Origin of the sequence: Oceanobacillus phoenicis, assembly GCF_047238145.1 — a bacterium.
Classification (GTDB): domain Bacteria; phylum Bacillota; class Bacilli; order Bacillales; family Amphibacillaceae; genus Oceanobacillus.
Window position 1 is genome coordinate 1 of record NZ_JBDFME010000002.1, and the last position, 25825, is coordinate 25825.

A 25825-nucleotide genomic window follows, 5' to 3' on the forward strand; every position below is an offset into this window, starting at 1 on the left:
GCTTTATTTTTTATAAACTTCTTTGATGGCTTGTCCAGTAACTAGCCATACTCTGCCCTCTTTCTTGACTAAGCCTTTATTAATTTGTTCCTCGAATTTATTTCTTCTTGTTAAATCATCTTTTAATGTACTGTATGGAATTTGAAAATGTTTAGCAGCAGTGCTTGCTGTAAAAATGTCATCTAAAGCAAAATGCGGTTTTTCCATGAATAAACCTCCTAAAAATAAACTTGTCTTATTATGTATTATTTTATCGTCTATATAGACGATTTTTCGAGTAATATGATATAATATAATTAGCAGTAGTATAGGATTTTTCAAGGGTGGTCAGCTCACTCCCAACAGAAAGGGGGTGGTGCTGTATGACGGTTTTCGAAACGCTCGTGCTGATGCTTTCTTTCGGCTCGTTGATTGTTGCAGTACTGTCATTTAACCAAAAAAATAACCCACCCTTGAGTTAGTGGCTCTGGTGGATTATTTCTACCTTATAATAATTGTTGTAAACTAACTTTCTCTGCCTCCTTCCAGTCACAGTAGTCTATAACAAATCTCTCAAATTTTTTACCACTATATTTATATTTATCACCGTATACTCCTTTTGAAAGTGAATCCATTAAATTCAACAATAATGTTCTTTTATGATTTTCTAATAAGTAATTCCCATTCAATTCGTTTATTGAATTCTGTATCTCTTTTATTTGCTTTAGGTAACTATTAATAACCTCTTGGTCACCCATTAAATTTCTCCTCTGTTTTCGATTTTTTTTGCTAATCTATAAAATGTAGTCTTTGAAACATTTGATTGTTTTATAGCTTCTACCGCGGTGATCTCTTTTGCTACCCATCTATTATAGGCATCTAAAAATTCTGGAGTTATCGTTGCTTTTGGTCTTCCTAAATGTTTTCCTTTTGCTTTAGCTGCTTGGATACCTTCTGCTTGTCTTATCTTAGTGTCCGTCCTTTCTTTTTCAGCAAAAGCTGCTAATACTGTTAGGATAACTTTTTGAATAGCTTGTTTTATTATATCGTCCTCTTCATTCGAAGTATTAATCATTGGCTCTTTTATAAATTTCAACTGAATACCATTTTCAACAAACCATTCATATTCCTTTAAGGTTTCATTCATCGACCTCCCCATCCTGGTAATGGAATCAAAGACAATTTCATCATTTTCTCTAGCTAACTGTTTGAGAAGTTGGTATTGTGGACGATCATAATTTTTACCACTTTGTTTATCGATAAATATATCCCTTTCGTTAATTGATTCTTTTTTCATTGTTTCTACTTGTCTGTCAATATTTTGTGTTTTATCAGAAATTCGTATATACCCAAACCTTTTCACTGTAAACACCTCCTCTATTTATTATAAATGGTTCGTAAAGGTGTTACATCTTTTTTAAACGTTTTTTTAAATTTAAACAACCTTTACGAACAATGAAAATCTATTAAAATCAAAGAACATATTGAAGGGTAAAAAGGTACACCTTTAGAAACACCTTAATGTAGCACATAAACATATTCGGATTTGGTAGCATCAAGAAAGTACTGATTTACAACGATAAGAAATATTTATATTAATATATATTTTCAATAGATAGAGCATAATTTTTAACACTGATGAATACATTAATCCGACCTCCACCTAATAGGCTGCAAAGACAAAGAGGAGAAAAGAATATTAATTAATCCTGTTCACCTATTTGTAGGCATCCCACATTGCCAAAAAATAAAGACAAGGATAAAACATTAGTTAATCCATCCATAATTTGCTTATTGAATGGCTTCTTCAATTTGCCCATGAAAACTTAGTAAGATAAAATTGTTCTAAAATTCAAAAATAATGGTGTTCTTTTCGGTCCAGTATGATTACCCATATTATGTGTGATTCCAAGTGTAGGAATAGGTTTGTTATTAAAGCAACTATAATTAAATTTGTTAAAAAAAACCGTTAAATTGATAATAGGTATAGGTAATTTGGACAAAGATTAGTGTAATTTTTATTTTTGTATTAGGATGAAGTCCATTCCCCTCCGTTAACATGAAGTGTTTGACCAGTCACGAAACGCGAATCATCGGAAGCAAGATAAACATAAGTAGGGGCAAGTTCAAATGGCTGACCTTGACGTTGCATTGGGTTTTCAACAAGACTAACCTGATCCGCAGAAAAACTTGCTGGTATGAGAGGGGTCCATATCATACAGGGGCACCAAATTTTTCTGAACCTATTCAAGGGGGAGCAAAATTAGTAGCTGTTGATTTAAGCACGAATACAATAAGGAGAGTATATACCTTTACAGAAGATGTTGTCCTGCCTACAACTTATCTGAATGATGTCCGTTTTGATTTTCGTGTAGGAAAAATCGGCTTTCTTCATGTCGAAATTTGCTTAGCGTATGTTTTCCGCGTTTTGTTGGTAGGACCCCTGTCAGCACGATAAAACTTATCAGAACCTTTATATTTACCTTCTTTTTTTGCGATTGTGATCCTTTATCGTTGGTTTCTAAAATCTTCAATCGTTCCTGCTATACATTATAAGATAATAACTCCCTAGCTAAATTCATAATTAATTTTTCGAAATCATCTTGGTATTTTGTTGGTCGAGAATCTTAAAACTTCAATATCTTTATTTCGATTAATAAAGTAATTCCACTACTCCTGGTCAATTTCCTTTTTATTTCTTCCCAACCTATCTAACTCTGCAAATCTTTTATATTCTTTTGTTCCAATTGATGGCTAGGATATCGGTTGAGTATTTTATCTTTTTCCATCATTACAGTATTGCCCTTTGGTTCATTGGACAATTTTATGCTGTACACATATCCTAAAGGCGTATATAAGATATTAGATTATTGTATTACGGGAAGAGGAGTGAGTAAAATTGAATTATCAATACCCATACTATTATCCGAATTATACAGGAAGGACAGAAGCCAGTATGCCCATGATGGGGATGGATGAAATGAGACAAATGATGATGGAACATATGAAGATGACCCAACAAATTAAACAAAAGGTTGATATGATTGATGAACGTTTAAGGAAAATGGAAGAAAAAATGATGATGTGGAACCAATCTTCTGATTTCTGAAGACTAATTTGGATTTCAATCGTATGTCCGTTGGGGGTAAAGAGTACGGTCTCCCTTATTGAAATGAAAGAGGACAAATATCCTTGCATAAACTGAAATAAGATTGATTTAAATCGTCTCTAGAGGGAGGTTAAGTCATGGATTCTTCTACGAACACTGGGAAAGAGCGATACTTTTCGAAAACCAATATTATTAACATAGTCGAACAATATGAAGAGATTTGTGAAGATGTAATTTGTATGCTAAAACAGAAGGAAGACACTCATTCAAAGGAAAAAGGGATACAATTATTACGTGATTGTATTAATTTGACTGAGCAGGTACGAACCTATCTTCAAATGACAAGAAAATCCTAAATAAGGATCTTCTTAAAACATACTACTCAGTTGTAAGCCAAAAACCACGAAGACTGATAAGAGGCTGGTACAAAAACCCATTAAGTAAAAATAATATACGTGGCACCTATCATCATGACTGATGCGGGTAGCACGCTTCCTGATACTTGTCATTGCAGCTCTATCTAGCCAGGATGCTCACACGATGAGTGCTGTATGGATTTCCATGGAATTGATTGGCTGGTTTGCCATCGTTCCGTCAGCCGTCTCCTTTCTAACCGGGCTTGTCATTTCACTGGTAACTTCATGGGGCTTGTTTAGGCACTATTGGGTTATTTAAATTCCTAATAACCTTAATTGCCACCGTCTTCTTATTGCTGAACATGCAGACCGTAAGCCTCCTGACAGGAATGACTGATACTGGGAGTATTGGTCTAGAGGATGGTTTATGGGGAGATATTATTCATGGTGGGGGCAACTTGGTTGTTTTGTTATTAGCTACAATAATAAATCACGGGGTCCGATACGAGCTACGTAAACAGTACCAACACGTAATAAGGTCTAAGGTAACTATCCTTCTTAGTATGATAAATATTAAATCATAAAAATAAGTTAGTAAGAAACTTCTACTAATATTTAATCTTTTAAATATTATTCAAAAACAGCATTATTTAAAGAGCCTATTTAGTGAAATAGGCTCTTTAAATAATAAATATCCTTCCTTAAACTATTTATTCAACGGGTGATAATTCACTTTCTGTAACCCATTTGTGATTTGTCACTTCTTCTCCACCAGTAGTTGGAACAAAATCAACCATATAGACAGTAGTTTCTTCTGCCGAATCAATCTCAGCAGTTACACCATTCATACCTTCCATATGATCTGCATTTAGGGTAACTTCTGTGCCAGGTTCTAACGGTGCTTCCCCAGCATCTTCTAATTCTTCATGAATGACCCACTTGTGATCTGTTACTTCTTCTCCACCGGTTGTGGGAGTATAAGAAACAGTATATACCGTAGTATCATATGCACCAGCAATCGTGGCTTCTGCACCGTTCATACCTTCCATATGATCTGTCTCTATAATTGCTTGACTTCCGACGTCATATTTTGGATTTTCAGCCTCCTGCAAATCTTCAGGAACTTCGCCAGAACTGGACATATCCATTTCAGAATGGTCCATACCTTCCATATCTTCATTTGAGTCAGATTCCGATTCCATATCCATTTCTTCTTCTGTATTGGATTCTGTTTCTGTACCCGTGTTTTCTTCAGGATTCGTTTCCTCGGTTTCCCCGCCACAAGCTGCCAATAGGAACACCGCAAAGATAGAGGCTAGTCCCAATATAATTTTATTTCTTTTCAATTTTAACCCTCCATTTTCTTAATTAACAGTACTCTACCCCAAAACTTTGCAGTTTATGTGCAGATTTTGTTGCAGGGATAAATTTTACCTGAAAAATCAAAAAGCTAAACGATTACTGCAAACTTTCTGGATTAATTTTTTATATACTTATTGGAATCAGTAAAAAAGAAGGTGAAAAAATGCATTTACTGTATGGTTATGGTTCAATTTGGCCTATGATCTGTATGATAATAGTATGGCTTGGGTTATTGATTTTAGGTTGTTTTCTAATTAGAAACTTTATTCATGGAGGACATCGTTCCAAAAGAATATTAAAAGAGAGATTTGCAAAAGGTGAAATAGATAAGAAGGAATTTGAACGTTTAAAATCGATTCTAAAGGATTGAGCTTATCGGTGTTAAACACTAACTGCACAAAAAATGGACATTTTTTTTATAGAATATTTTAAGGTTAAATTCCCAAAGAAAATCGGAAGGTATCGAGGATAATGGAGGATTTGTAAATGATGTTGAGAAAGACAATAGTTACTGTATCAATTATCGTAGGGATATTTTTAGCAGGATGCAGCAATAATCAGGAAAAAGGTTTTGAAGCCGTTTTTGATGACAGTATCGAACATGTTCATGGCATGGGTTATGCTGGTAATGATAATGGACTGTATTTTGCGACGCATACCGGCTTGAAAATATTCCGTGATGGTGATTGGTATGAAACAACTAAAAATTTTAACGATTATATGGGCTTTAATGCACTAGACGAAGGATTTTACACATCAGGACATCCTGGAGAGGATTCCGATTTGCCGAATCCAATCGGTATTCAGCGAAGCTTCGATGGAGGCAGGACACTGGAACACCTTAACTTTGAGGGTGAAACCGACTTTCATGCCATGGCAGTGGGATATAACAGCCACGATATTTTTCTGATGAATCCTGCAAAGAACTCTGAATTAGAACAGGGCTATTACAGGAGTTCAGATGAAGGGGAGTCTTGGGAAAATGCAAGTGCAAGTGGTCTTGAAGGCGAAATTATGTCGTTAGCTATTCATCCCTCTAACTCAAGTGTTGTTGCTGCTGCCACTTCGACTGGAATCTATTTATCAGAAGATGGAGGAGGCAATTTCCAAATTGTAACAGATGGAAATGAGGTCGGGACAGCTGTATTTTTTAATGATGATCATTTATATTATGCAAGCTATGGATCTAGTCCAGAACTTGTAAAAAGGAATGTTGAAAATGGTGAAGAAGAAACAATAGACTTACCAGAGTTGGAAGAAGATGGGCCTGTCTATATTGCACAAAATCCACAGGATGCAAAACAATTTGCCTTTTATACCATAAAAGGACATGCTTATTTATCAGAGGATGGTACGGAATCATGGGTACAGATCCTTGAGAATGGCCAAGTAAAATAAATGATAGTGAGTTGAACTAAATATGTTTGATCTATTCAATCAAATCAGTGGTACTCTAAGCGGACAACTTCAACAAATTGCATATAGCTTTGAACATCTTCCCTTTCTGTTTGCATTCTTCCTGGGAGTAATTGGGGCCGTTGCACCCTGTCAACTTACCAGTAATATAAGTGCAATCACCATTTATGGCAATAAATCGTTAGTTGACCAGGTACCGTGGTTACATGTTTTTTTGTTTGTTTTAGGTAAGATAGTTGTGTTCTCTCTCATTGGGATAGTTATTTGGCTGCTAGGTCAAGAGGTATATAGTACATTGACACAGATGTTCCCTGTCTTAAGAAAAGCAATCGGACCGGTACTCATTCTTATCGGTCTGTATATGATTGGATTATTTCAGTGGAAGAAAACCTGGACGATTATTGAAATTCCTTTCAATAAGTTAAAAGATAGTTACTTCGGTAGCTTTTTGATGGGGGTAAGCTTCACATTAGCTTTTTGTCCGACGATGTTTGTGTTATTTATACTCACGTTGATGCCTGTCGTATTGGAAACATCTAATGGTATTGTTCTACCATCTGTATTTGGCTTAGGAACGTCACTTCCGTTGATGATGGTCATTTTTTTAATCTGGTATTTTGGGGCAAGTGGAGCAATCTTAAAGAAAAGCAGGAAAATAGGTGCAATAACCCAAAGAATCTCTGGTGTATTACTTCTCCTGATCGGTATAGCAGATACACTAACCTATTGGTAATAAAGGGGTCAATTATGTTTAATAAACTATCCTTGAAAATCGGGTTTCTGTTTTTCATATTTATCTTGATTATTGAGACCTTCCTGTATTTTGTTCTGTATACGAACCTGGCAAATGAACGGATTGAGGAAGTGATGGATAACCTTTTGGCCCGTGGTAATACACATAGCGCTGTATTGGAAGATAATTTTAATCAAACCACATTAGAACACGTTGCTATAATGGAGTCCGAATCAGATTTTGTTGTCGTAATCACAGATGCTTCAGGGAACGTAATTGTCAATTCGGATCCAATTGAACAGGAAATGGTAGATGTTATTGCACACACAGATTATAAACAAATGCCTAATGAGGGGAAAGTATTGGAAGAACGCTGGCCGGAAAAAAAATACATCGCAACAGATAGTCCCATTACCATAAATGAAGAACATCAGGGGCACGTATTTATGTTCGCCGATACCAATAAAACCAGAAGAATAGTCGATCATTTAAGTGATCAATTTATAGTTATTGGGCTTATTACAATCATTCTGACGATTATTACCGTTTTTATCCTTTCCAGACTAATTACAAAACCGTTGGTTAGAATGAAGGAAGCAACGGAACAACTAAGTAAAAAAGGTAGACATAAGGTGGAGCTACATATCGATCGTAGAGATGAACTGGGTGAATTGGCAGCTTCAATTACGAAGTTATCCGATGACTTGGAGCGATTGAAAAATGAGAGGAATGAATTTTTGGCCAGCATCTCACATGAACTCCGAACCCCGTTAACCTATCTGAAAGGATATGCCGATATAATTAGCCGAGGTGGCATATCGGATAACGAGAGAAATGAGTATATTGAAATTATTCGGGAAGAAACCGAACAATTAGCGGTATTAGTTAAAAACTTGTTTGAGCTGGCAAAAATGGACCAGAATAGGTTCACTATAAATAAAGAGGATGTCATATTTGGAAACCTAATCCATACAATTACCGAACGCATCCGACCCGCACTTGAAGAAAAGAACATTACATTTTCTGTTCGCTGTCCAAGCCATATCACTGCACATATTGACCCTGAAAGAATTCAACAAGTGCTATTGAATATATTGGATAATGCCAAAAAAAATACCTCTCAAGGGAAGCGAATTTCATTAGAAGTATCTCAAAATAAGCGTGAGATTATAACGATGATTTCGGATGAAGGCGAAGGGATTCCCGAAGGAGACCTACCTTATATATTTGAACGGTTATACCGGGTGGAAAAATCCAGATCTAGACTCAGTGGTGGAACTGGTCTGGGATTAGCGATTGCAAAAGAAATCGTCGAGTTCCATAGTGGTACGATTGAGGTTAGAAGTAAACTGGGCAAAGGGACTAGTTTTATCATAACGCTGCAGAGAGGTGATTCCCATGAACAAAGTTCTATTAATCGATGATGAAAAACGGATGTTGGATTTATTGGCATTGTATTTGAAGCCACATCATTATCTGTGTCAGAAAGCGCTAGGGGGTAAAGAGGCCCTGTCCTATATAAAAGAAGAGGAGTTTGACATCATTCTGCTTGATATTATGATGCCAGAAATGAACGGGTGGGAGCTTTGTAAGGAAATAAGGCGTTTTTCAGAAGTGCCAATCATTATGGTCACTGCGCGGGAACAGAAGGAAGACATCGTGAAAGGACTGAAATTGGGTGCAGATGATTATATTACGAAACCCTTTAATGAAGAAGAATTAGTAGCGAGAATGGATGCACTGCTGCGGAGAATAAAACCAGCCAGTCAGATTGAAGTAAATGGATTATTATGGAATGAAGATCGGTTTGAGCTTTCCTATAAAAATGACCCGATTAAATTAACACCAAAAGAATTTTCCATGATTGGAATCTTAATGAAAAATCCAGAACTGGTCTTTTCCAGGGATCAGTTAATTGATTTGATATGGGGGATTAATTCAGAAACGGAAGGACGAACAGTGGACTCACATGTCAGAAATGTACGGGAAAAAATTCGTCAGGTTGGTTTTCCCATCGATGAGTATTTTAAAACGGTTTGGGGCATTGGGTATAAGTGGGTTAATAAATGAAAATTCATATTTGAATTAACAGTTACTCAAAAAGACAGTTAACCTGTCTTTTTACTTTTCTGTAATATTTTCGTAAGTAAGAGAAATACAACTCTTACTTCGCGGTTAAGTTTTTATATTGATAAAATGCATGAGAGGTTGTTCTATGAGGAGCTAACATTCAAACAAGCATTCTCATGACAAGTAAGCCTGGTATCTACACGAGATAGAACTGGAAGCAAAATAGGAAGGTGAACATATCCATGATTATCTAAAGGATAGGATCTTAACATGTCAGGAGAGAGTATGAACTTAGCCAACATTCACACGAATTAACTTATTCTTTTTGTTCTTTGATAAATTTCCTTTTTCGTTTAAATTCATCTTCACTAATTTCTCCTTTTACATAGCTTTCCTTTAATATCATAAGTGGTCGATCTTCGATTCTAATTTTCTTCATTAGGAGCCTAACAACAAGATAAACTGTCAATCCCAAAATTACTACAAAAATAATTAACCCAATACCCATTAAAATACAGATTATGATCATTGAATCATACATCATATTATCCATCATCATGCTATTCATCAAAACTGGGTACCTCCTAGTCATATTCTATTTATAAAGATTCCCTTTATGTAGCAAATTATTTTAAGCTAGGCATATTAACTATTTTCACAATAAAAAGTTAACAAGATCCACATAGTTCTGTTCACAGGTTTCTAATTGATGATGTATTAAAATCTTTTGGGTAGGGGCATAAATAGGATGATAAAATTCTAATAGTTTTAAAAAAGCTGCTCAAGGAGGTAAACCCGCTTGAGCAGCTTTTTTCTACATAATGGAAGCCTTTAAGCAACATTTTTACATGCTTCGGCACATTTAAAGCAGGCATCCGCACATTTTTGACAATGGTCATGGTCATGCTTCTTGCATTCATTTCCACATGCCTCGCAAATTTTAGCGCAAACTGATGCTAATTCGGAAACAAATGGTGTATTTCTTGATAAGGCCTGTTCTAAATAAGAACAAATATCAGCGCACTCTCTGTCCAACCGGATGCACTCAGCCATCATTTTGATATCTTCCTCTTTCAGACATGCATCATAACAATGATTACAAGCTACGGCACATTCATGTAACGCCTGGATTAGTTCTTGATGTTGCTCATGTGACATTTGCAAAATACCTCCTATATCAGTATTATTTTTTGATGTTACACAGTATAAAGTTTCCCACTAACTGCTCAAAAATAAACCAATATCTATAAACTCCATAGAAATTGCACAATTTCTTAACAATCTTTCTTGTTTAATTAATACCTTACAGGGGTATAGTATGATAAGATTGTGATAAGAAGACAACTTATTGTACAACATATCAAGAGGAATCTTCTTAACTGCATCTATATGGAGGAGTGATACTAATGGCAGAGCATGATAATAAGAACAGTAAACACGAGGGTCATGAACACTATCGCCATGAGCACCATCAAAGTAAACAGGAGGGGAACGGGCACCAAGGACACGTTCATCATAATCACAACGAACATCATGGGCATGAACACCATAACCATGAACATCAAGAACACAGTGGAAGTGAGGGAAATAGACATACTCACTCGGAGCATGGAGGAGCCCATTCCGGTCATCATGAGCACATGGTAGGAGATTTTAAAAAACGTTTTTGGATTTCCGTGGTATTGTCTATACCCATATCTTACTTGTCACCAATGATTCAAATGCTTTTGGGATATGAAGTAAATTTTACGGGTAATATACTGTTATTATTCCTACTTTCAACTATTGTCTTTTTCTATGGAGGAAAACCGTTTTTACTTGGTGCCTGGGATGAATTGAAAGCAAAAGCCCCAGGGATGATGCTGTTAATTTCGCTGGCAATTGTAACTGCATACGTTTATAGTACCTTAACAGCTTTCTTTATCGAAGGAAGTGACTTTTACTTTGAGCTTGCCACGTTGATTGTCATTATGCTGTTGGGTCACTGGGTAGAGATGAAATCGTTAATGGGGGCTTCAAAAGCGCTCGAAGAGTTAATTAAACTGATGCCAAAAGAGGCACATAAGATTGATGCATCTGGAAATACTGTAGAGGTTTCTGTTGATGAATTGCAGCCTGGTGACCACATCCTAGTGAAATCAGGGGAAAAGATTCCACTTGATGGTGAAATCTTTGAAGGTGAATCTACCGTCGACGAGTCCATGTTAACGGGGGAATCCGTTCCTGTAGAAAAAGGACCTGGAATGGAAGCAATCGGTGGAGCCATCAATGGGGAAGGCGTATTAAAAATTAAGGTTAACAAAACCGGTAATGATACCTATTTATCTCAAGTAATCAAGTTGGTAAGCGATGCAGAAAAAACGAAATCGAAAGCACAGGGATTTGCAGATATTGCAGCCAAATGGTTGTTTTATGTGGCAGTTGTTTCAGGAATCATAACGATCGCTTACTGGAGCACTACAGGGGATTTTGATTTTGCATTAGAGAGAATGGTCACCGTTTTGATTATCGCCTGCCCGCACGCACTCGGTTTGGCTACACCATTGGTTACTTCCAGATCTACTGCCATTGCTGCCAAAAAGGGATTATTGATTCGTAACCGCACGCCATTTGAAAGCGCCTGGAAACTGGATCGCGTAGTATTTGATAAAACGGGTACCCTGACAGAAGGGAATTTTGGTGTAACAGACATTCACTCAAGTAACGATGTGAATGAAGAAGATTTATTGAAATTGGCATATTCGGTAGAGACACAGTCCGATCATCCGATCGCAAGAGGAATTGTTAAAGAAGGAAAAGAACGAGATCTAGAACTTTACAAGGTAACGGATTATAGAAACTTAACCGGTAAAGGACTGACTGCTAAAGTGAACGGTTCAGAAATCGCAGTTATCAGCCCAGGTGCCATGAAAGCTAATAATATATCGTTTGATGAAAAAACATACGAAAAACTGGCCCAGCAAGGGAAAACGGTTATTTTTGTATTAAAGGATAATGACTTGCAAGGAATGATTGCGTTGGCGGATATCATTCGCGAATCATCCTATAAGGTAATAGAAGAATTAAATAATCTTGGAATCGAAACCGTAATGATGACTGGGGACAATAGCCGCGTTGCAAATTATGTAGGTGAAAAACTAGGAATGTCAAAGGTGATTGCGGAAGTTCTCCCGCATGAAAAATCAGATAATGTGAAAAAATTGAAAGAAGGCGGCAGGAGAGTTGCGATGATTGGTGATGGAATCAATGATGCTCCCGCCCTGGCTGAGGCAGATTTAGGTATCGCCATTGGTGCAGGTACAGACGTTGCGATCGAGACGGCAGATGTTGTACTGGTAAATAGTAACCCGGTAGATATCTTGAATATTGTCAAATTATCGAAAGCGAGTTACAGGAAAATGGCCCAAAATCTGGTATGGGCTGCGGGTTATAATATTGTAGCTATTCCTTTGGCTGCGGGTGTGTTATATTTTGCAGGTATCCTGATAACACCAGCTATTGGAGCTGTCCTGATGTCATTAAGTACGATTATTGTTGCAATCAATGCGCAACTGTTGAAGATTGATTAAATTAAAATGGTATTCATTGACTAAGCAGAATTCCTGCTTAGTCTTTTTACTAAATCTTTCCATGTTGACGTCAATCCCTATAAAATTAAGTTAGTGTCAGATAGAGTAAAAATAGTATATACTGTACAGGGGTATGCTATATATTTTGATTATAAATACTTGTATAGGTTAAGAAGGGGGAAGGATAGCCATGAAGACAAATAAATATATACCAATGGCCGTAAATGGCGGCATAGGTTTTGGGGCAAAACTTAAACCGAAGCAATTAGCAGTATTAGGTAACTATCTGGATGAGGATACGGAAATAGAATTGACTACTTTACAACAACTCATCGTTCAAATTCCAGAAGCCGAATTGGAAGAAGCTCAGAGAACATTTGATGAAGTCGGATTGCATTATTATAAGGTGGGTAAGTATGTGAAAAATTTAAGAACCTGTAATTTCTGCAAAGGTGAAGAAGAAGAGGGGATGCCTGTCGCCAAGGAATTAAATCGTCGTATTGCAGGTCAGGAAGTACCCTTTACATTGAAACCTGCCTATACGGGATGTCCGATAGGTTGTGGTGAACCATTAATCAATGATATAGGTGTCATGAAGGATAAAGATACGTTTGAACTATATATTGGCGGTAAATCAAAAGGAAGAGATGCAAGAACCGGAAAATTGGTCAAGTCGAATCTCCATCCGGAAGAATTATATGAACTTGTGGAACGCATATTAAATCTATATAGAGAAAACGGTAAAAAAAGAGAGAATTTTTATAGGTTTGTGGATCGGTTTGGAATCGAAAATATAAAACAGGAAATCCATATTGATTAAATGTTTCAGAATCTATTCCTTTTACCTTTCTACTACTATTCAAAAGAAAAAATGTACAGTTTCAAAGAAAACGCCTGCTGTATATACATATCTCCACAGCAGGCGTTAATTTTCCAATAGTCATTGATTTAGCAGGTGTTCAAAATGAAGAAAGGTATTGACCTGTGATGAAGTGGTTGCTTTTGGTGCAAAATCCCAACCCATCTTTTTAATAAATTCTGCATATTTTTCCTTTATTTGATTTTGTTGTAATGCCATTTCAATATGGGCGTTTTTCACGTTCATATCTTGCATCATCATTGCTGAATTATAATTTTCCACTGACATATTTTTGGCAGTATTGTTCGCCTCCAATGCTATCCATTTATTAACATCGCCATTTCCTGGTCTTTCAAAAATATGTTCTTCTCTATAAGCACTTAAGGGGGGGACTTTCACTTCGATATGATAATTTGGATTAATAAAGGCTAACATAACCCATACATGGGAGTGCATGACATTCTCTTGTAAGCTTAGAATATTTCTTAATTCCAAGTTAGTTACTATAGATTGGTAATGGGCTAACTTATTAATGACTCCTTCATGAGCTGATAAATGTTCTGCCATTAGACCAAGATCGATTGCTGGCAATGAATCCATATAGACACCTCTTTCAATAGGCTAATTTACTACAATGTATGACTAACAGGGTATTTTGTTGAACACAGCTATTTATCAATTAGTGAAATTGAGTAAAAAATCCCCTTGACTAAAATACGTTAGGGGGGTATAGTATGTTTATAAAAGGAAGTGATTGAATTGGATAAATTCTTACATGATCGCCCAAGTAAACCAAGAACAAAAGATGAGATAGAAAAAGTTATTAATCGTTTAAAACGGATAGAAGGCCAAGTCCGTGGAATACAGAAAATGGTGGAAGATGATCGCTATTGTGTCGATATCCTAGTACAAATAAGCGCCATTCAATCCGCCTTAAAAAATGTGGGTTTCGCTGTTACCGAACGCCATATGAATCATTGTGTCATTGATGCGATTAAACAAGGTGAAGGTAAAGAAACGATTGAGGAATTAATGAGTGTATTAAAGCAGTTTTCCAAGTAAGGAGGGAACTATTATGAGCGAAACAAATCATGCAACACTAGATATAACAGGTATGACCTGTGCTGCCTGTTCCAATCGTATTGAAAAGACTTTAAATAAGATGGATGGTGTGGAAGCACAAGTCAATTTAACAACAGAAAAGGCAACTGTAGACTATGATTCAGAAAAAACTTCCATCGAAGATATTACGAAGAAAATCGAAAATGTCGGTTACGGCGTTTTGATGGAAAAAACGGAATTAGATGTTTTTGGCATGACCTGTGCAGCCTGTTCGACACGCATTGAAAAGTTATTGAATAAGCAAGAAGGGGTTAAGCACGCAACTGTAAACTTAACCACCGAAACGGCATCGATCGAATATAACCCAGGACTCACAGATACGAAAGCAATAATTGAGAAAATCAAAAATGTAGGCTATGATGCGAAACCGAAAGCGGAAGCAGAAGAAAAGAAAACACATAAAGAAAAAGAACTGCATCATATGAAGACGAAATTAATCATTTCAGCCGTGTTATCTGCACCACTATTAATAACCATGCTGGTTCATTTATTTAATATGACGATACCGGATATATTCATGAATCCGTGGTTCCAATTTGTTTTAGCGACGCCTGTTCAATTTATCATTGGGTGGCAATTTTATGTTGGTGCCTATAAGAACCTGAGAAATGGTGGAGCAAATATGGATGTGCTTGTGGCATTAGGTACAAGTGCTGCTTATTTCTATAGTTTATACGAAGCATTGAAGACGATTGGCAATCCATCATATATGCCGCATTTATACTTTGAAACAAGTGCTGTAATCATCACGTTGATTTTATTTGGTAAATATTTGGAAGCACGAGCAAAAAGCCAGACAACGAATGCATTATCCTCTTTACTCAATTTACAGGCAAAAGAAGCTCGCATTATAAAAAAAGGCGAGGAAATTATGATTCCAGTCGAGGAAGTTGTCGTTGGTGATCGATTGGTTGTAAAACCGGGGGAGAAAATACCGGTGGATGGTATAGTTGTGAAGGGAAGAACCTCTGTCGATGAATCCATGATTACAGGGGAGTCAATTCCAATTGAAAAGGAAGCAGACGCTAGCTTAATCGGTTCAACGATAAACAAAAATGGCTCGATTGAAATGGAAGCGACAAAAGTAGGAAAAGATACCGCCCTTGCATCTATTGTAAAAATAGTTGAGGATGCACAAGGTTCAAAAGCACCAATCCAACGATTAGCCGATGTCATTTCTGGCTATTTCGTACCGATTGTTGTAGTGATTGCTATTCTAACATTTATCGTATGGATCACGTTTATCCAACCAGGTCAATTTGAACCTTCATTAGTCGCATCGATTGCTGTCCTTGTTATTGCATGTCCTTGTGCTTTAGGGCTTGCAACACCAACATCGATTATGGTTGGGACAGGTAAAGCTGCAGAGAGTGGAATTCTTTTTAAAGGTGGAGAACATCTAGAAAGAACGCATCAATTAGAGGCAATTGTTCTTGATAAAACAGGTACCATCACAAAAGGAAAACCGGAAGTAACAAACTTTACAGGCGATGTGGAAACATTACAATTACTCGCAAGTGCGGAAAAGGGTTCAGAACATCCACTTGCAGAAGCAATCGTTGCCTACGCAATAGAACAAGAGATTGATTTAGTAGAAGTAGATGATTTCAATGCTATACCTGGACACGGTATCGAAGCTACGATATCAGGCAATAACATTCTTGTTGGAAATCGAAAATTAATGCAAGATTACCAAATCGAAGTTGGTGGTGCGGAACAAGAATTGGTCGATTACGAAGTAGAAGGTAAAACTGCTATGCTGATTGCTGTTGGTGGAGAGTATCGTGGAATTGTTGCCGTTGCAGATACAATTAAAGAAACAGCACCACAAGCAATTAGAGAGCTAAAAGAACAAGGCTTAGAAGTTATCATGTTAACAGGGGATAACGAGCGAACTGCACAAGCGATTGCGAAACAAGTTGGCATCGATCAAGTAATCGCCCAAGTTTTACCTGAAGAAAAAGCAGATAAAGTAAAAGAAATTCAAGGTAAGGGTAAAAAGGTTGCAATGGTTGGGGATGGAGTAAATGATGCTCCTGCATTAGCAATTGCCGATATTGGAATTGCAATTGGTACAGGAACGGAAGTGGCAATTGAAGCTGCTGACGTTACGATTCTTGGTGGTGAGTTACTACTAATTCCAAAAGCAATCAAAATCAGCCATGCGACGATTAAAAATATTCGTCAGAATCTCTTCTGGGCATTTGGCTATAATACAGCAGGAATCCCGATTGCAGCTGTCGGATTACTTGCACCATGGGTTGCTGGTGCAGCAATGGCGTTAAGTTCGGTTAGTGTAGTTTCAAATTCCCTTCGATTAAAGAGAGTTAAGATATAATTTTTTCTAGAACTTTAAAGGAGGTGAAAAAATGCAAACAAAAACCTTAGATGTACAAGGTATGACATGTGGCCACTGTAAAATGTCAGTGGAAGGTGCTCTTCAAAAATTAGACGGAGTAACTGCTGCAGAAGTTGATCTGGGCTCTGGTAAAGTAGATGTTACTTATGATGAATCAAAAGTTTCATTGGAAAATATGAAAGCAGCTGTTGAAGACCAAGGCTACGATGTTAGTGCCTAAATATAAAAAAATTAAAAAGCTGGTTTCCTGTTATGGAAATCAGCTTTTATATGTGTGCCCGGCATGGGTGCAGTCTATAGGGTGAGAGTCCCGAACTGTGAAGGCAGAAGTAACAGTTAGTCTAACGCAAGGGTGTCCGTGGCGACATGGAATCTGAAGGAAGCGGACGGCAAACCTTCGGTCTGAGGAACACGAACTTCATATGAGGCTAGGTATCAATGGATGAGTTTGCATAACAAAACAAAGTCCTTTCTGCCAAAGTTGGTACAGAGTAAATGAAGCAGATTGATGAAGGGAAAGACTGCATTCTTACCCGGGGAGGTCTGATCGAAACGCCAAGCACTCTTGGTAACCCATTCAGCAATGGATGGCTGAACGGTCAGAAGTCAGCAGAAGTCATAGTACCCTGCATACTCGAGAATGTAAGGGGAAGGACGGAACAATTAAGGAGAAATGTGACACTAGGCGTTAAGATTTCATGCAGACACAGACAACCCGGAAGGGCTTATCCAAAGGAGGACGTAGTGAATCTACAGGGGACTTTGGAAGGGTGGAGTGGAACTTGCACAAATAGAACGTCACATTCACGAAGAAAGGAAACCCAAGTATGTTGATGAACCAAATTCTGTCACGGGACAATCTCATTCTCGCACTAAAGCGAGTCGAACGAAATAAAGGAAGTCATGGCATAGATGAAATGTCCGTAAAATTCCTACGAAGACATCTCTATGATAACTGGGATTCCCTTCGGGAGAACTTGAGGAAAGGAACCTATACACCTTCTCCTGTCCGCCGTGTCGAAATCCCGAAACCAAGCGGAGGAGTTCGGATGTTAGGTATTCCAACCGTGACGGATCGTTTCATTCAACAGGCTATTGCCCAAGTGCTTCATACAATTTTTGACCCCACCTTCTCAGAACATAGCTATGGATTCAGGCCCAACCGTCGAGGACATGACGCTGTGAGGAAGGCAAGGGGGTTTATTAAAGAAGGATACAGATGGGTAATTGATATGGACCTAGAGAAATTCTTTGATAAGGTGAACCATGATAAGCTCATGGGTGTTTTAGCGAAGCGCATCAAGGATAAGGAACTGCTTCGGCTTATTCGGAAATACCTACAATCTGGCGTCATGATAAATGGGATAGTAGTTAGCTCCGAAGAAGGCACTCCGCAAGGCGGGCCGTTGAGCCCTCTTCTTTCTAACATTATATTAGATGATTTAGATAAGGAACTGGAGGAGCGTGGGCTACGTTTCGTTCGTTATGCGGATGACTGCAACATCTATGTGAGAACAAAGAAAGCTGGGAATCGTGTAATGAATTCCATTACTACATTTATCGAAGAGAAACTTCGCTTGAAAGTAAATAAAGAGAAATCAGCAGTGGACCGGCCTTGGAAACGTAAGTTTCTTGGTTTTAGTTTCACCAATGGAAAGAATCCAAAAATTAGAATCGCAAAAGAAAGTATTATGCGTCTAAAACAGAAAATCAGGGAAATAACTTCACGTTCCAAGCCATTTCCTATGGAAGTAAGAATTGGGAAATTAAACAAATACCTGATGGGTTGGTGCGGGTATTACGCTTTAGCGGAGACACCTTCAAAGTTTGAGGAGTTCGATAAGTGGATAAGAAGAAGATTGCGCATGTGTATGTGGAAACAATGGAAGCTTCCACGGACAAAAGTCCGAAAGCTGATTAGCTTGGGTGTTCCTGACCACAAAGCATACGAATGGGGAAACACCAGAAAGAATTATTGGCGTATCTCCAAGAGTCCAATTTTAAGCAGAACCCTAGGCAACTCCTATTGGAGTAGACTAGGGCTCAAAAGTCTGTATCAAAGGTATGAATTTATTCGTAATACTTAATTGAACCGCCGTATACCGAACGGTACGTACGGTGGTGTGAGAGGACGGGGGTTAGTCGCCCCCTTCTACTCTATTAAAGCAAGATAGGAAAAGGTAGCCGTGATAGGGGTTCATTAATAATGCACGATTATTAGCCCAAGCCGACCTGTGATATTGCAATAGGAGCTGGTACGGGAGTTGCCATTGCAACAGCTGAGGTCATCTTAGAAATGTTGTAAATGGTCAAAATATGAGTGAGAAAACAATATATCCAGTTTCCGCAGAATTTTCTTTCTTAGGTGAGGTGAATGAAAAATGGCAAAATGGTTTCATCTATTTACGATATGGCGATGAGATTACTCGAAAAAATTAAATTTAAGAAAATACGAAGGAAGGGTGTTGGATATTGGTTCAGGTACAGGAGTGAACTTCTCTCACTATATCCGTTGAATCTCTTGAAGAGCTATCGGTTCTGGAATGATACAAAAAAACAAGTGTAGCTACAACTGAATCAAATGTATTTCTGTTGCATTCTGGAAAGTTAATTCTTATTTTAATGGGATCTTTTTGTCTATTAATGTTTAAATGAATAACTTAAGTAAGTTGTGTTCTCGAAAGAAGTTAGAGGGTTAATAACTTTGAATGTTCTAGTTGATTTCCAGAACGAAAAAGTAAAAAGCCCATTTGAGTTAATTGTAAATTTAAACAGTTTCTGCACAAAATTATTTTATATTTGTTGGATTAAAGATTTATCATCAAGGCGTAGGGTTTAAAATCTCAAATAATTTTCCGCTATAGCGATTTTTTAATTACATTATTAAACTATGTACTTCATCAAATATTAACTTTTTCTTGATAAATTCTCGAAAATTTTATTATATAGTTACATCAGATCTTTAATGCTTGGCTTTTAAATATATGTAAAAATTCACTTAACGGGAGATATGGTTTATGAAAAGAAAAATATTATTAATAGGTTTCATTTCTTTATTGACAGCACTTGTTTTATCAGCTTGTACAGGGAATGATGAATCCACAGCTCAAGAAAACTCAGATATGGAACAAAAGTCAAGTGAAAATATGAACATGAATGAAGAAGAGTCTGATTCCATGGAAGAAGGAATGGATCATTCAACTATGGATATGGATGATGAAGCAATGGAGAATGGTCATATGAGTCATGATGAGGTGATAAGTTTAAATGACTCAACCGGGGAAAATGAATTGAAAATACCTTCCGTGCTTGAAAGCGATAATGAAGAAGAAGTTGTATACACTGTTCGAGCACAAAAAGGAGAGACTGAAATATTTGATGGCACCAAAACGAAAACGTATGGGTACAATGGGTCGTTTTTAGGACCAGTGCTTCGGTTTAGCAAAGGTGATAAGGTGAAAATTAGAACGATAAATGAGTTAGATGAGGAGACAACCTTTCATTGGCATGGACTAGAAGTATCTGGGGAAGCAGACGGTGGACCACATAATTCTCTAAAACCGGGAGAGGGAGAGTTGATTGAATTCGAAGTGACACAAGAAGCGTCAACGCTATGGTTCCATCCCCATCCAGAAGGGAAAACCTCTGAACAAGTATACAATGGACTTGCAGGATTGATTTTTATCGAAGATGACAATTCAAACAGTCTCGGATTACCCGATGAGTATGGAAAGAATGATATTCCTTTAATTTTCCAAGATAAAACATTTGATGATGAAAAACAATTGAATTACAGCGCTGCAATGAATGAGGATGGGACAATCGGTGATACGTCATTGATAAATGGGACGTTAAATCCAAAGTTGACTGTAAACAACGAAAAGGTTCGTCTTCGTCTATTAAATGGGTCTAATGCGAGAAATTACACATTTAAATTGAATACAGGGGATTCCTTTGTGCAAGTAGCAACAGATGGAGGTTTCTTGAATGAACCGGTGACACTGAATGAAATTACACTGACCCCATCCGAACGGGCTGAAGTAGTTATTGATTTTTCACAGCTTAACGCAGAAGATGAATTGGCCTTAATAAATGAGGAGGATGGATCGATCCTTTTACCGTTTGAGGTTTCTGATCAAAGTGGTGAGGATAGTAGCATTCCCGAAGAGATGAATGATTTTTCAATCACAGAAGAAGTGATGAACTTGCCAGTTACAAAAAAGGTGGAACTTTTTGGGATGATGGACCAGGTTACGATAAATGGAAAGAAATTTGACCCAGAAAGAATTGATTTCACACAAAAGCAAGGCGTTACTGAAGTATGGGAAATTTACAATAAACCGGATGAGATGGGGGGAATGATCCATCCATTCCACATACACGGAGCTCAATTTAAAATACTTTCCAGAAATGGAGAAGAGCCACCAAAAAATGAACGAGGATGGAAAGATACTATTTCCGTAGAACCAGATGAGACAGTTAAAATAGCTGTACAATTTAAGCATAAGGGCGTGTATATGTTCCATTGCCATATTCTTGAACATGAAGACAACGGAATGATGGGGCAGGTAAAGGTGGAATAAACTACAATCTAAAAATATGTAGTGGTAAGTAATATAACGCGCCGAACATGCAAAAAAATATTAAAATAGCCAGTGTGATTAGTTCGCGCTGGCTATTTTAGTATTTGCATTTATCATATAAAAAGGGGATATATTTAAGAGGGAGGAGATGTGTCCACTGTAAAAGTTGGCGGTTGTAGTGGCACTTGTCTCGAATTTACAGGCGGATAATACTGGTTCACCCCTCTTCCCGTAATACAATAATCTAATATCTTATATAGGCCTTTAACATAAATATGTGAATGTTTCTTTCAATAATAGTTATATCCTATTAAAAAGTATACATTAACTTGTTGTTGGTTCAAAGGATGATGCGATTTATTTAAGATGAAGTAAAAAGCATTAGATTCTTTCTGTTTACCATAAAATATGGGTTTGCTAAACTTTATTTAAAACCTAAATCCGTTAATACTATCATAAGTCTAAGATCAAAAAATATCGAGAATATTTGTATTAAGTAAGGAATTTACTGAGAAAAAAAAGAAATTTGAAACTGCGTATAATTAAATTGAAAAAAATGATTTCTCATGAATGAACGTATTTATTGCTCATATATTGAACAATAAGGACAAGAAATCATAAAGGGGAATCATAGATGCCAGTTTCACTATATGTTACATTAATAGGTATTTTTATTTTAACGATATGGATTATATGGAATACCATCTATCACCGAAAGAAAATAACTGTTATGACCGGGATGATGATTTCAATGGTATTGGGGATGGGTGTTGGATTAACCATTGGAGTAATACTTGGCATTCTGTTGGCAGGCGATCTCTTTTCTTCCACTTTATTGGCGATGATAATTGGAATTGCAGCCGGTTTTCTCACGGGGTTGCCTATAGGTTTGATGGCAGTTTTAGACGGGGCATTAGCGGGAATGATGGGTGGTATGATGGGTGCAATGTTAGGGGAGATGATTGCTCCTGAATACCAGGATGCTTTAATAAGAGTCATGTTCCTGTTATTGACCGGGACAATCATTATTCTGTTTCAATTGATGCAACAGGAATTTATAAAGAGCACCGTATTGCTGAGTCATCCTGTTGTCATGACCGTATTATTTGTACTTTTGATTATCGGATATAATCAGATGGGATCAGTGATCCCGTCTTCCCCTTCACCGAATATCAATAACAACCACCACAGTATGAGTTCGAACAACCTAGTGATACAGGCCGACGAATACTCTTTTTCGCCAAGCCATACAGAGATAATGGCCGGAGAAAAGATAACGATAACTCTAGATAATATCGGCGAAGTGGAACATGATTTGGAAATAAAAGAGCTGAAAGCAGAAATGATGGAACAGGATTCTTCACATAATCACCAAAAGAATAATAAAGAAGTTCATGTTCATAGCATGGCAGGAGAAAAACAGGAAATTTCATTTGTTCCGGTTACTCCTGGTAAATATAGTTATATTTGCACAATCCCCGGACATGCAGAGGCCGGCATGAAAGGAATAATTGAAGTATCATCCTCATAAAATAACGAGAAGCAAACCGACCATCGGTATGCTTTTTTATTTTGCCCTCATTCATTCATAATAAAAAATTCGAAAGAGAGTTATCTTATCAATATCTGATCATGATTTTTGACTGATTAATTACCCTGGGTTAAAATAGTTTGATCAAGCAAACATTTTAATTTAATTGCATATTTTAAATAAAAAAAGTTTAGGGAGTGCCGAAAATGGTTGATTTCTTTTCAGGTCTTGATCCTGTAGTTCAAGCAATAGTTGCAACATTGTTCACTTGGGGTATGACTGCACTGGGAGCAGCATTGGTATTTACCACTAGATCATTCAATCAGAAACTATTGGATGGTATGTTAGGTTTTGCCGGCGGAGTAATGATTGCTGCAAGCTTCTGGTCTCTCTTATCTCCTGCTTTAGAGATGGCGGAGAGGGGTCCGGTGCCGGCTTGGATACCGGCTGCAGTAGGTTTTATGCTAGGAGGTATTTTCCTGTGGGGGATTGATAAGCTACTCCCACACCTTCACCCTAACACTCCTATAGATCAGGCTGAGGGAATTCAGCCGAAAAAAAGGAAGAGAAGCACATTGCTTGTACTTGCCATAACCCTGCACAACATACCGGAAGGATTGGCGGTAGGTGTAGCTTTCGGAGCCGTGGCCACGGGATCACCTTCTGCATCGATAGCTGGGGCTATTGCATTGGCAATTGGAATAGGAATTCAAAATCTTCCAGAAGGTGTAGCTGTTTCCATGCCACTTTTAAGGGATGGAATGTCCCGTAAGAAAAGTTTTCTATATGGTCAATCTTCCGGGATGGTAGAACCTATTTCAGCAGTTATTGGAGTGCTGGCAGTTTCCTTTGTAGAACCAATTTTGCCATATGCCCTAAGTTTTGCGGCTGGAGCTATGATCTTTGTTGTGGCAGAAGAAGTGATTCCTGGTTCCCATGAAGAAGGCAATAGAGACCTTGCTTCTATGAGTTTAATGATTGGTTTTACTGTAATGATGATTTTAGATGTAGCACTGGGGTGATATAGAGTAATGGTGTTTGAATTAATCAGAATATAACTTAGGTAAGTAAATTTTTTATAAAGACTGGTTTTTTATAAAGTTCAAAAAAGGAAGAAGCATACCTTGGTGGGGATCTTCTTCCTTTTATTTATTCAAGTTTATTTCCATATACATTTCCCACTTCCCCCCCTTTGGTACCTCTATTGATGATGTTTAATAATATAAACATTTTGCAACGGCGAATACTTATTTTTTCATTATATTTTTGCGTAATAAGGGTTTCCTTTTACCTAGAGTAAACTATCTATTAAATTTTTTCAGTTACAGCCTATATTCACTTCTGTTTTGCCTTTTGGTATTTTGACCCAATCTTCACACTTTCCACATATAGTTTGTTTATACTAACGATGGAATACTTAAATTGTAAATAGGGGGTTCTTATTATTGGGAGAACTAAATTTATTCCTTGCATTCGGTGCGGGTCTATTATCATTCTTATCACCATGTTCACTTCCTCTTTATCCCGCTTTTCTTTCCTATATAACTGGAATGACGGTGGACGAGCTAAAAGCTGAACGAGGAATATTAAGGAAGAAAGCTTTAATACATACAATCCTTTTTCTATTGGGGTTTTCGGTCGTTTTTTTGGCTATCGGATTATCAACTTCATTTATAGGAACATTCTTTTTAACATATCAAGATTTGTTAAGACAGCTTGGTGCTGTCATATTGGTATTTTTTGGGTTGGTTCTTACGGGGATCCTACAGTTTAACTTTTTGCTTAAGGATAAAAAGGTTCATTTTCGAAAAAGACCGGCAGGTTACCTGGGATCTGTTCTTATTGGATTGGGCTTTGCTGCTGGTTGGACGCCCTGTACTGGACCTATTCTGGCCGCGGTGATTACGTTAGGCGTAGTGAATCCAGGGATGGGACTTTTTTACATGATTTTTTACATCTTGGGATTTGCAATACCATTTTTAATCATGACGCTGTTTATTGATAAAATGACGTTCATCAAAAAATATGCAAACCGGTTCATGATGATTGGTGGTATTTTAATGATTATCATGGGCATACTCTTGTATTTTGATTTAATGACAGTCATTATTTCGTTATTAATCCCTATTTTTGGAGGGTTTAGAGGTTTTTAGATGATAAGTTTCCTTTATTGAAATTTGGGAGTGATATAAATGAGTTTAGATCAAATAAAAAGGAAGAAAAAAAATAAGAAAAGAAATCGGTTTATATACAGGTCTACTATATTAGTAGTTTTGCTAGGTGCAGTGGTATTTGCGCTCGTTTCAAATTTAAAGGACGATAATACGGTATATCGTGTTGGAGATAAAGCGCCTGACTTTAAACTAACGCAAATTAGTAAAAATAATGAATTAGAAACGGTCCAATTAAGTGATTTAAAAGGAAAAGGTGTCATGCTAAATTTCTGGGCAACCTGGTGCAAACCATGTGAAGAAGAAATGCCTTATATGCAGGAATTGTATCCGGAATACAAGGAAAAGGGAATTGAAATTGTAGCTGTTAGCCTAGATAGTACGGAACTCGTTGTTGACGGATTTATCGATAAGTATGATTTAACGTTTCCTATACCGCATGATAAAACGGCAGAGATAAGAGATTTATACAAAGTGGGACCGTTACCGAGTACATTTTTTATAAATCCTGACGGTGAAATTGAGGAATTTGTCAGTGGGGCATTAAGTTTAGAAAGGCTTGAGGGTTACTTGCAGGATATTCAGCCACAGTAACGAAAATAAGCA

At 37.3% G+C, this 25825-nt stretch carries 27 protein-coding genes and 2 pseudogenes; 21 read left to right on the top strand and 8 right to left on the bottom strand.

Translation table 11 applies throughout. The features are described 5' to 3' along the window. Positions 1 to 3: 3 nt before the first annotated feature. Positions 4 to 207 carry a helix-turn-helix domain-containing protein gene (locus ABC346_RS19785; protein WP_413236585.1) on the bottom strand — a complete coding sequence of 68 codons (204 nt, stop codon included), beginning with the start codon at positions 205 to 207 and terminating at the stop codon, positions 4 to 6. Between the two features lie 155 nt (positions 208 to 362). Here ABC346_RS19785 and ABC346_RS19790 point away from each other — a divergent pair, with 155 nt between their 5' ends. Next, positions 363 to 461 (top strand): putative holin-like toxin, encoded by a 99-nt coding sequence (locus tag ABC346_RS19790; protein ID WP_413236586.1) that lies wholly within the window; start codon positions 363 to 365, stop codon positions 459 to 461. A 24-nt stretch (positions 462 to 485) separates the two neighbouring features. On the opposite strand, the gene ABC346_RS19795 is transcribed toward ABC346_RS19790, so the two are convergent. The 3 genes and pseudogenes from ABC346_RS19795 to ABC346_RS19805 all read right to left on the bottom strand — a co-directional run. After that, positions 486 to 737 carry a hypothetical protein gene (locus tag ABC346_RS19795; protein ID WP_413236587.1) on the bottom strand — a complete coding sequence of 84 codons (252 nt, stop codon included), beginning with the start codon at positions 735 to 737 and terminating at the stop codon, positions 486 to 488. Then, the gene (locus tag ABC346_RS19800) at positions 737 to 1342 is read right to left on the bottom strand and encodes a recombinase family protein (RefSeq protein WP_413236588.1); all 606 of its coding nucleotides are present in this window, start codon (positions 1340 to 1342) and stop codon (positions 737 to 739) included. Before ABC346_RS19800 ends, ABC346_RS19795 begins: the two co-directional genes overlap by 1 nt. 666 nt (positions 1343 to 2008) lie before the next feature. After that, positions 2009 to 2203 (bottom strand): annotated as a pseudogene (locus ABC346_RS19805) (SDR family oxidoreductase); the annotation flags it as partial. On the opposite strand from ABC346_RS19805, the pseudogene ABC346_RS19810 reads away from it, so the two are divergent. The 3 genes and pseudogenes from ABC346_RS19810 to ABC346_RS19820 form a co-directional block, all read left to right on the top strand. Next, a pseudogene (locus tag ABC346_RS19810) lies at positions 2198 to 2377 on the top strand (L-dopachrome tautomerase-related protein); the annotation flags it as partial. The pseudogenes ABC346_RS19805 and ABC346_RS19810 overlap by 6 nt on opposite strands. Before the next feature lie 501 nt (positions 2378 to 2878). Beyond that, entirely contained in the window at positions 2879 to 3088 is a 210-nt protein-coding gene (locus ABC346_RS19815) for a hypothetical protein (RefSeq protein WP_413236589.1), read from the top strand. 137 nt (positions 3089 to 3225) lie between these two features. Further along, on the top strand, positions 3226 to 3444 hold the full coding sequence (locus ABC346_RS19820; RefSeq protein WP_413236590.1) for a hypothetical protein: 219 nt from the start codon (positions 3226 to 3228) through the stop codon (positions 3442 to 3444). Between the two features lie 710 nt (positions 3445 to 4154). Here ABC346_RS19820 and ABC346_RS19825 read toward each other — a convergent pair. After that, positions 4155 to 4790, bottom strand: a complete 636-nt coding sequence (locus tag ABC346_RS19825) for a YdhK family protein (RefSeq protein WP_413236591.1) — start codon at positions 4788 to 4790, stop codon at positions 4155 to 4157. Between the two features lie 179 nt (positions 4791 to 4969). Between ABC346_RS19825 and ABC346_RS19830 the strand changes: the two genes are divergently transcribed. The 5 genes from ABC346_RS19830 to ABC346_RS19850 all read left to right on the top strand — a co-directional run bounded on the left by ABC346_RS19830 (position 4970) and on the right by ABC346_RS19850 (position 9025). After that, positions 4970 to 5176 (top strand): SHOCT domain-containing protein, encoded by a 207-nt coding sequence (locus ABC346_RS19830; protein ID WP_413236592.1) that lies wholly within the window; start codon positions 4970 to 4972, stop codon positions 5174 to 5176. A gap of 116 nt (positions 5177 to 5292) precedes the next feature. Continuing rightward, a complete protein-coding gene (locus ABC346_RS19835) occupies positions 5293 to 6204 on the top strand; it encodes a F510_1955 family glycosylhydrolase (RefSeq protein ID WP_413236593.1) in 912 nt (303 codons plus the stop codon). A 22-nt stretch (positions 6205 to 6226) separates the two neighbouring features. Further along, the gene (locus tag ABC346_RS19840) at positions 6227 to 6955 is read left to right on the top strand and encodes a cytochrome c biogenesis CcdA family protein (RefSeq protein ID WP_413236594.1); all 729 of its coding nucleotides are present in this window, start codon (positions 6227 to 6229) and stop codon (positions 6953 to 6955) included. Between the two features lie 14 nt (positions 6956 to 6969). Further along, positions 6970 to 8379, top strand: a complete 1410-nt coding sequence (locus ABC346_RS19845) for a sensor histidine kinase (RefSeq protein ID WP_413236595.1) — start codon at positions 6970 to 6972, stop codon at positions 8377 to 8379. Next, positions 8354 to 9025, top strand: coding sequence for a response regulator transcription factor (locus ABC346_RS19850; protein WP_413236596.1), 672 nt, complete (start codon positions 8354 to 8356; stop codon positions 9023 to 9025). Before ABC346_RS19845 ends, ABC346_RS19850 begins: the two co-directional genes overlap by 26 nt. Positions 9026 to 9341: 316 nt before the next feature. On the opposite strand, the gene ABC346_RS19855 is transcribed toward ABC346_RS19850, so the two are convergent. Together ABC346_RS19855 and ABC346_RS19860 are read right to left on the bottom strand one after the other, a co-directional pair. After that, a complete protein-coding gene (locus tag ABC346_RS19855) occupies positions 9342 to 9596 on the bottom strand; it encodes an SHOCT domain-containing protein (RefSeq protein ID WP_413236597.1) in 255 nt (84 codons plus the stop codon). Positions 9597 to 9856: 260 nt separating this feature from the next. Further along, entirely contained in the window at positions 9857 to 10183 is a 327-nt protein-coding gene (locus tag ABC346_RS19860; RefSeq protein ID WP_105101332.1) for a four-helix bundle copper-binding protein, read from the bottom strand. A 248-nt stretch (positions 10184 to 10431) separates the two neighbouring features. On the opposite strand from ABC346_RS19860, the gene ABC346_RS19865 reads away from it, so the two are divergent. Together ABC346_RS19865 and ABC346_RS19870 are read left to right on the top strand one after the other, a co-directional pair. Next, the gene (locus ABC346_RS19865) at positions 10432 to 12594 is read left to right on the top strand and encodes a copper-translocating P-type ATPase (RefSeq protein WP_413236598.1); all 2163 of its coding nucleotides are present in this window, start codon (positions 10432 to 10434) and stop codon (positions 12592 to 12594) included. Positions 12595 to 12784: 190 nt separating this feature from the next. Continuing rightward, positions 12785 to 13414: a nitrite reductase gene (locus ABC346_RS19870; protein ID WP_413236599.1), complete on the top strand. Its 630-nt coding sequence runs from the start codon at positions 12785 to 12787 to the stop codon at positions 13412 to 13414. Positions 13415 to 13534: 120 nt separating this feature from the next. On the opposite strand, the gene ABC346_RS19875 is transcribed toward ABC346_RS19870, so the two are convergent. Continuing rightward, a complete protein-coding gene (locus tag ABC346_RS19875; protein ID WP_413236600.1) occupies positions 13535 to 14053 on the bottom strand; it encodes a hypothetical protein in 519 nt (172 codons plus the stop codon). Between the two features lie 159 nt (positions 14054 to 14212). On the opposite strand from ABC346_RS19875, the gene ABC346_RS19880 reads away from it, so the two are divergent. The 10 genes from ABC346_RS19880 to resA all read left to right on the top strand — a co-directional run bounded on the left by ABC346_RS19880 (position 14213) and on the right by resA (position 25813). Next, positions 14213 to 14515, top strand: coding sequence for a metal-sensing transcriptional repressor (locus ABC346_RS19880; RefSeq protein WP_413236601.1), 303 nt, complete (start codon positions 14213 to 14215; stop codon positions 14513 to 14515). 13 nt (positions 14516 to 14528) lie between these two features. Then, positions 14529 to 16913: a heavy metal translocating P-type ATPase gene (locus ABC346_RS19885; RefSeq protein ID WP_413236602.1), complete on the top strand. Its 2385-nt coding sequence runs from the start codon at positions 14529 to 14531 to the stop codon at positions 16911 to 16913. Positions 16914 to 16944: 31 nt separating this feature from the next. After that, a complete protein-coding gene (gene copZ / locus ABC346_RS19890; RefSeq protein ID WP_413236603.1) occupies positions 16945 to 17154 on the top strand; it encodes a copper chaperone CopZ in 210 nt (69 codons plus the stop codon). 607 nt (positions 17155 to 17761) lie between these two features. Then, positions 17762 to 19021, top strand: a complete 1260-nt coding sequence (gene ltrA / locus ABC346_RS19895) for a group II intron reverse transcriptase/maturase (protein ID WP_413236604.1) — start codon at positions 17762 to 17764, stop codon at positions 19019 to 19021. Positions 19022 to 19250: 229 nt separating this feature from the next. Continuing rightward, positions 19251 to 19373 carry a hypothetical protein gene (locus tag ABC346_RS19900; protein WP_413236605.1) on the top strand — a complete coding sequence of 41 codons (123 nt, stop codon included), beginning with the start codon at positions 19251 to 19253 and terminating at the stop codon, positions 19371 to 19373. Positions 19374 to 19951: 578 nt separating this feature from the next. Further along, positions 19952 to 21517, top strand: a complete 1566-nt coding sequence (locus ABC346_RS19905; protein WP_413236606.1) for a multicopper oxidase family protein — start codon at positions 19952 to 19954, stop codon at positions 21515 to 21517. Between the two features lie 634 nt (positions 21518 to 22151). Further along, complete coding sequence (locus ABC346_RS19910) at positions 22152 to 23048, top strand: cupredoxin domain-containing protein (RefSeq protein ID WP_413236607.1); 897 nt, start codon at positions 22152 to 22154, stop codon at positions 23046 to 23048. 206 nt (positions 23049 to 23254) lie between these two features. Next, a complete protein-coding gene (locus tag ABC346_RS19915; protein ID WP_413236608.1) occupies positions 23255 to 24070 on the top strand; it encodes a ZIP family metal transporter in 816 nt (271 codons plus the stop codon). Between the two features lie 423 nt (positions 24071 to 24493). Next, complete coding sequence (locus ABC346_RS19920) at positions 24494 to 25201, top strand: cytochrome c biogenesis CcdA family protein (RefSeq protein ID WP_317958653.1); 708 nt, start codon at positions 24494 to 24496, stop codon at positions 25199 to 25201. Between the two features lie 39 nt (positions 25202 to 25240). After that, the gene (gene resA / locus ABC346_RS19925) at positions 25241 to 25813 is read left to right on the top strand and encodes a thiol-disulfide oxidoreductase ResA (protein WP_317958652.1); all 573 of its coding nucleotides are present in this window, start codon (positions 25241 to 25243) and stop codon (positions 25811 to 25813) included. The last annotated feature ends 12 nt before the right edge of the window (positions 25814 to 25825 follow it).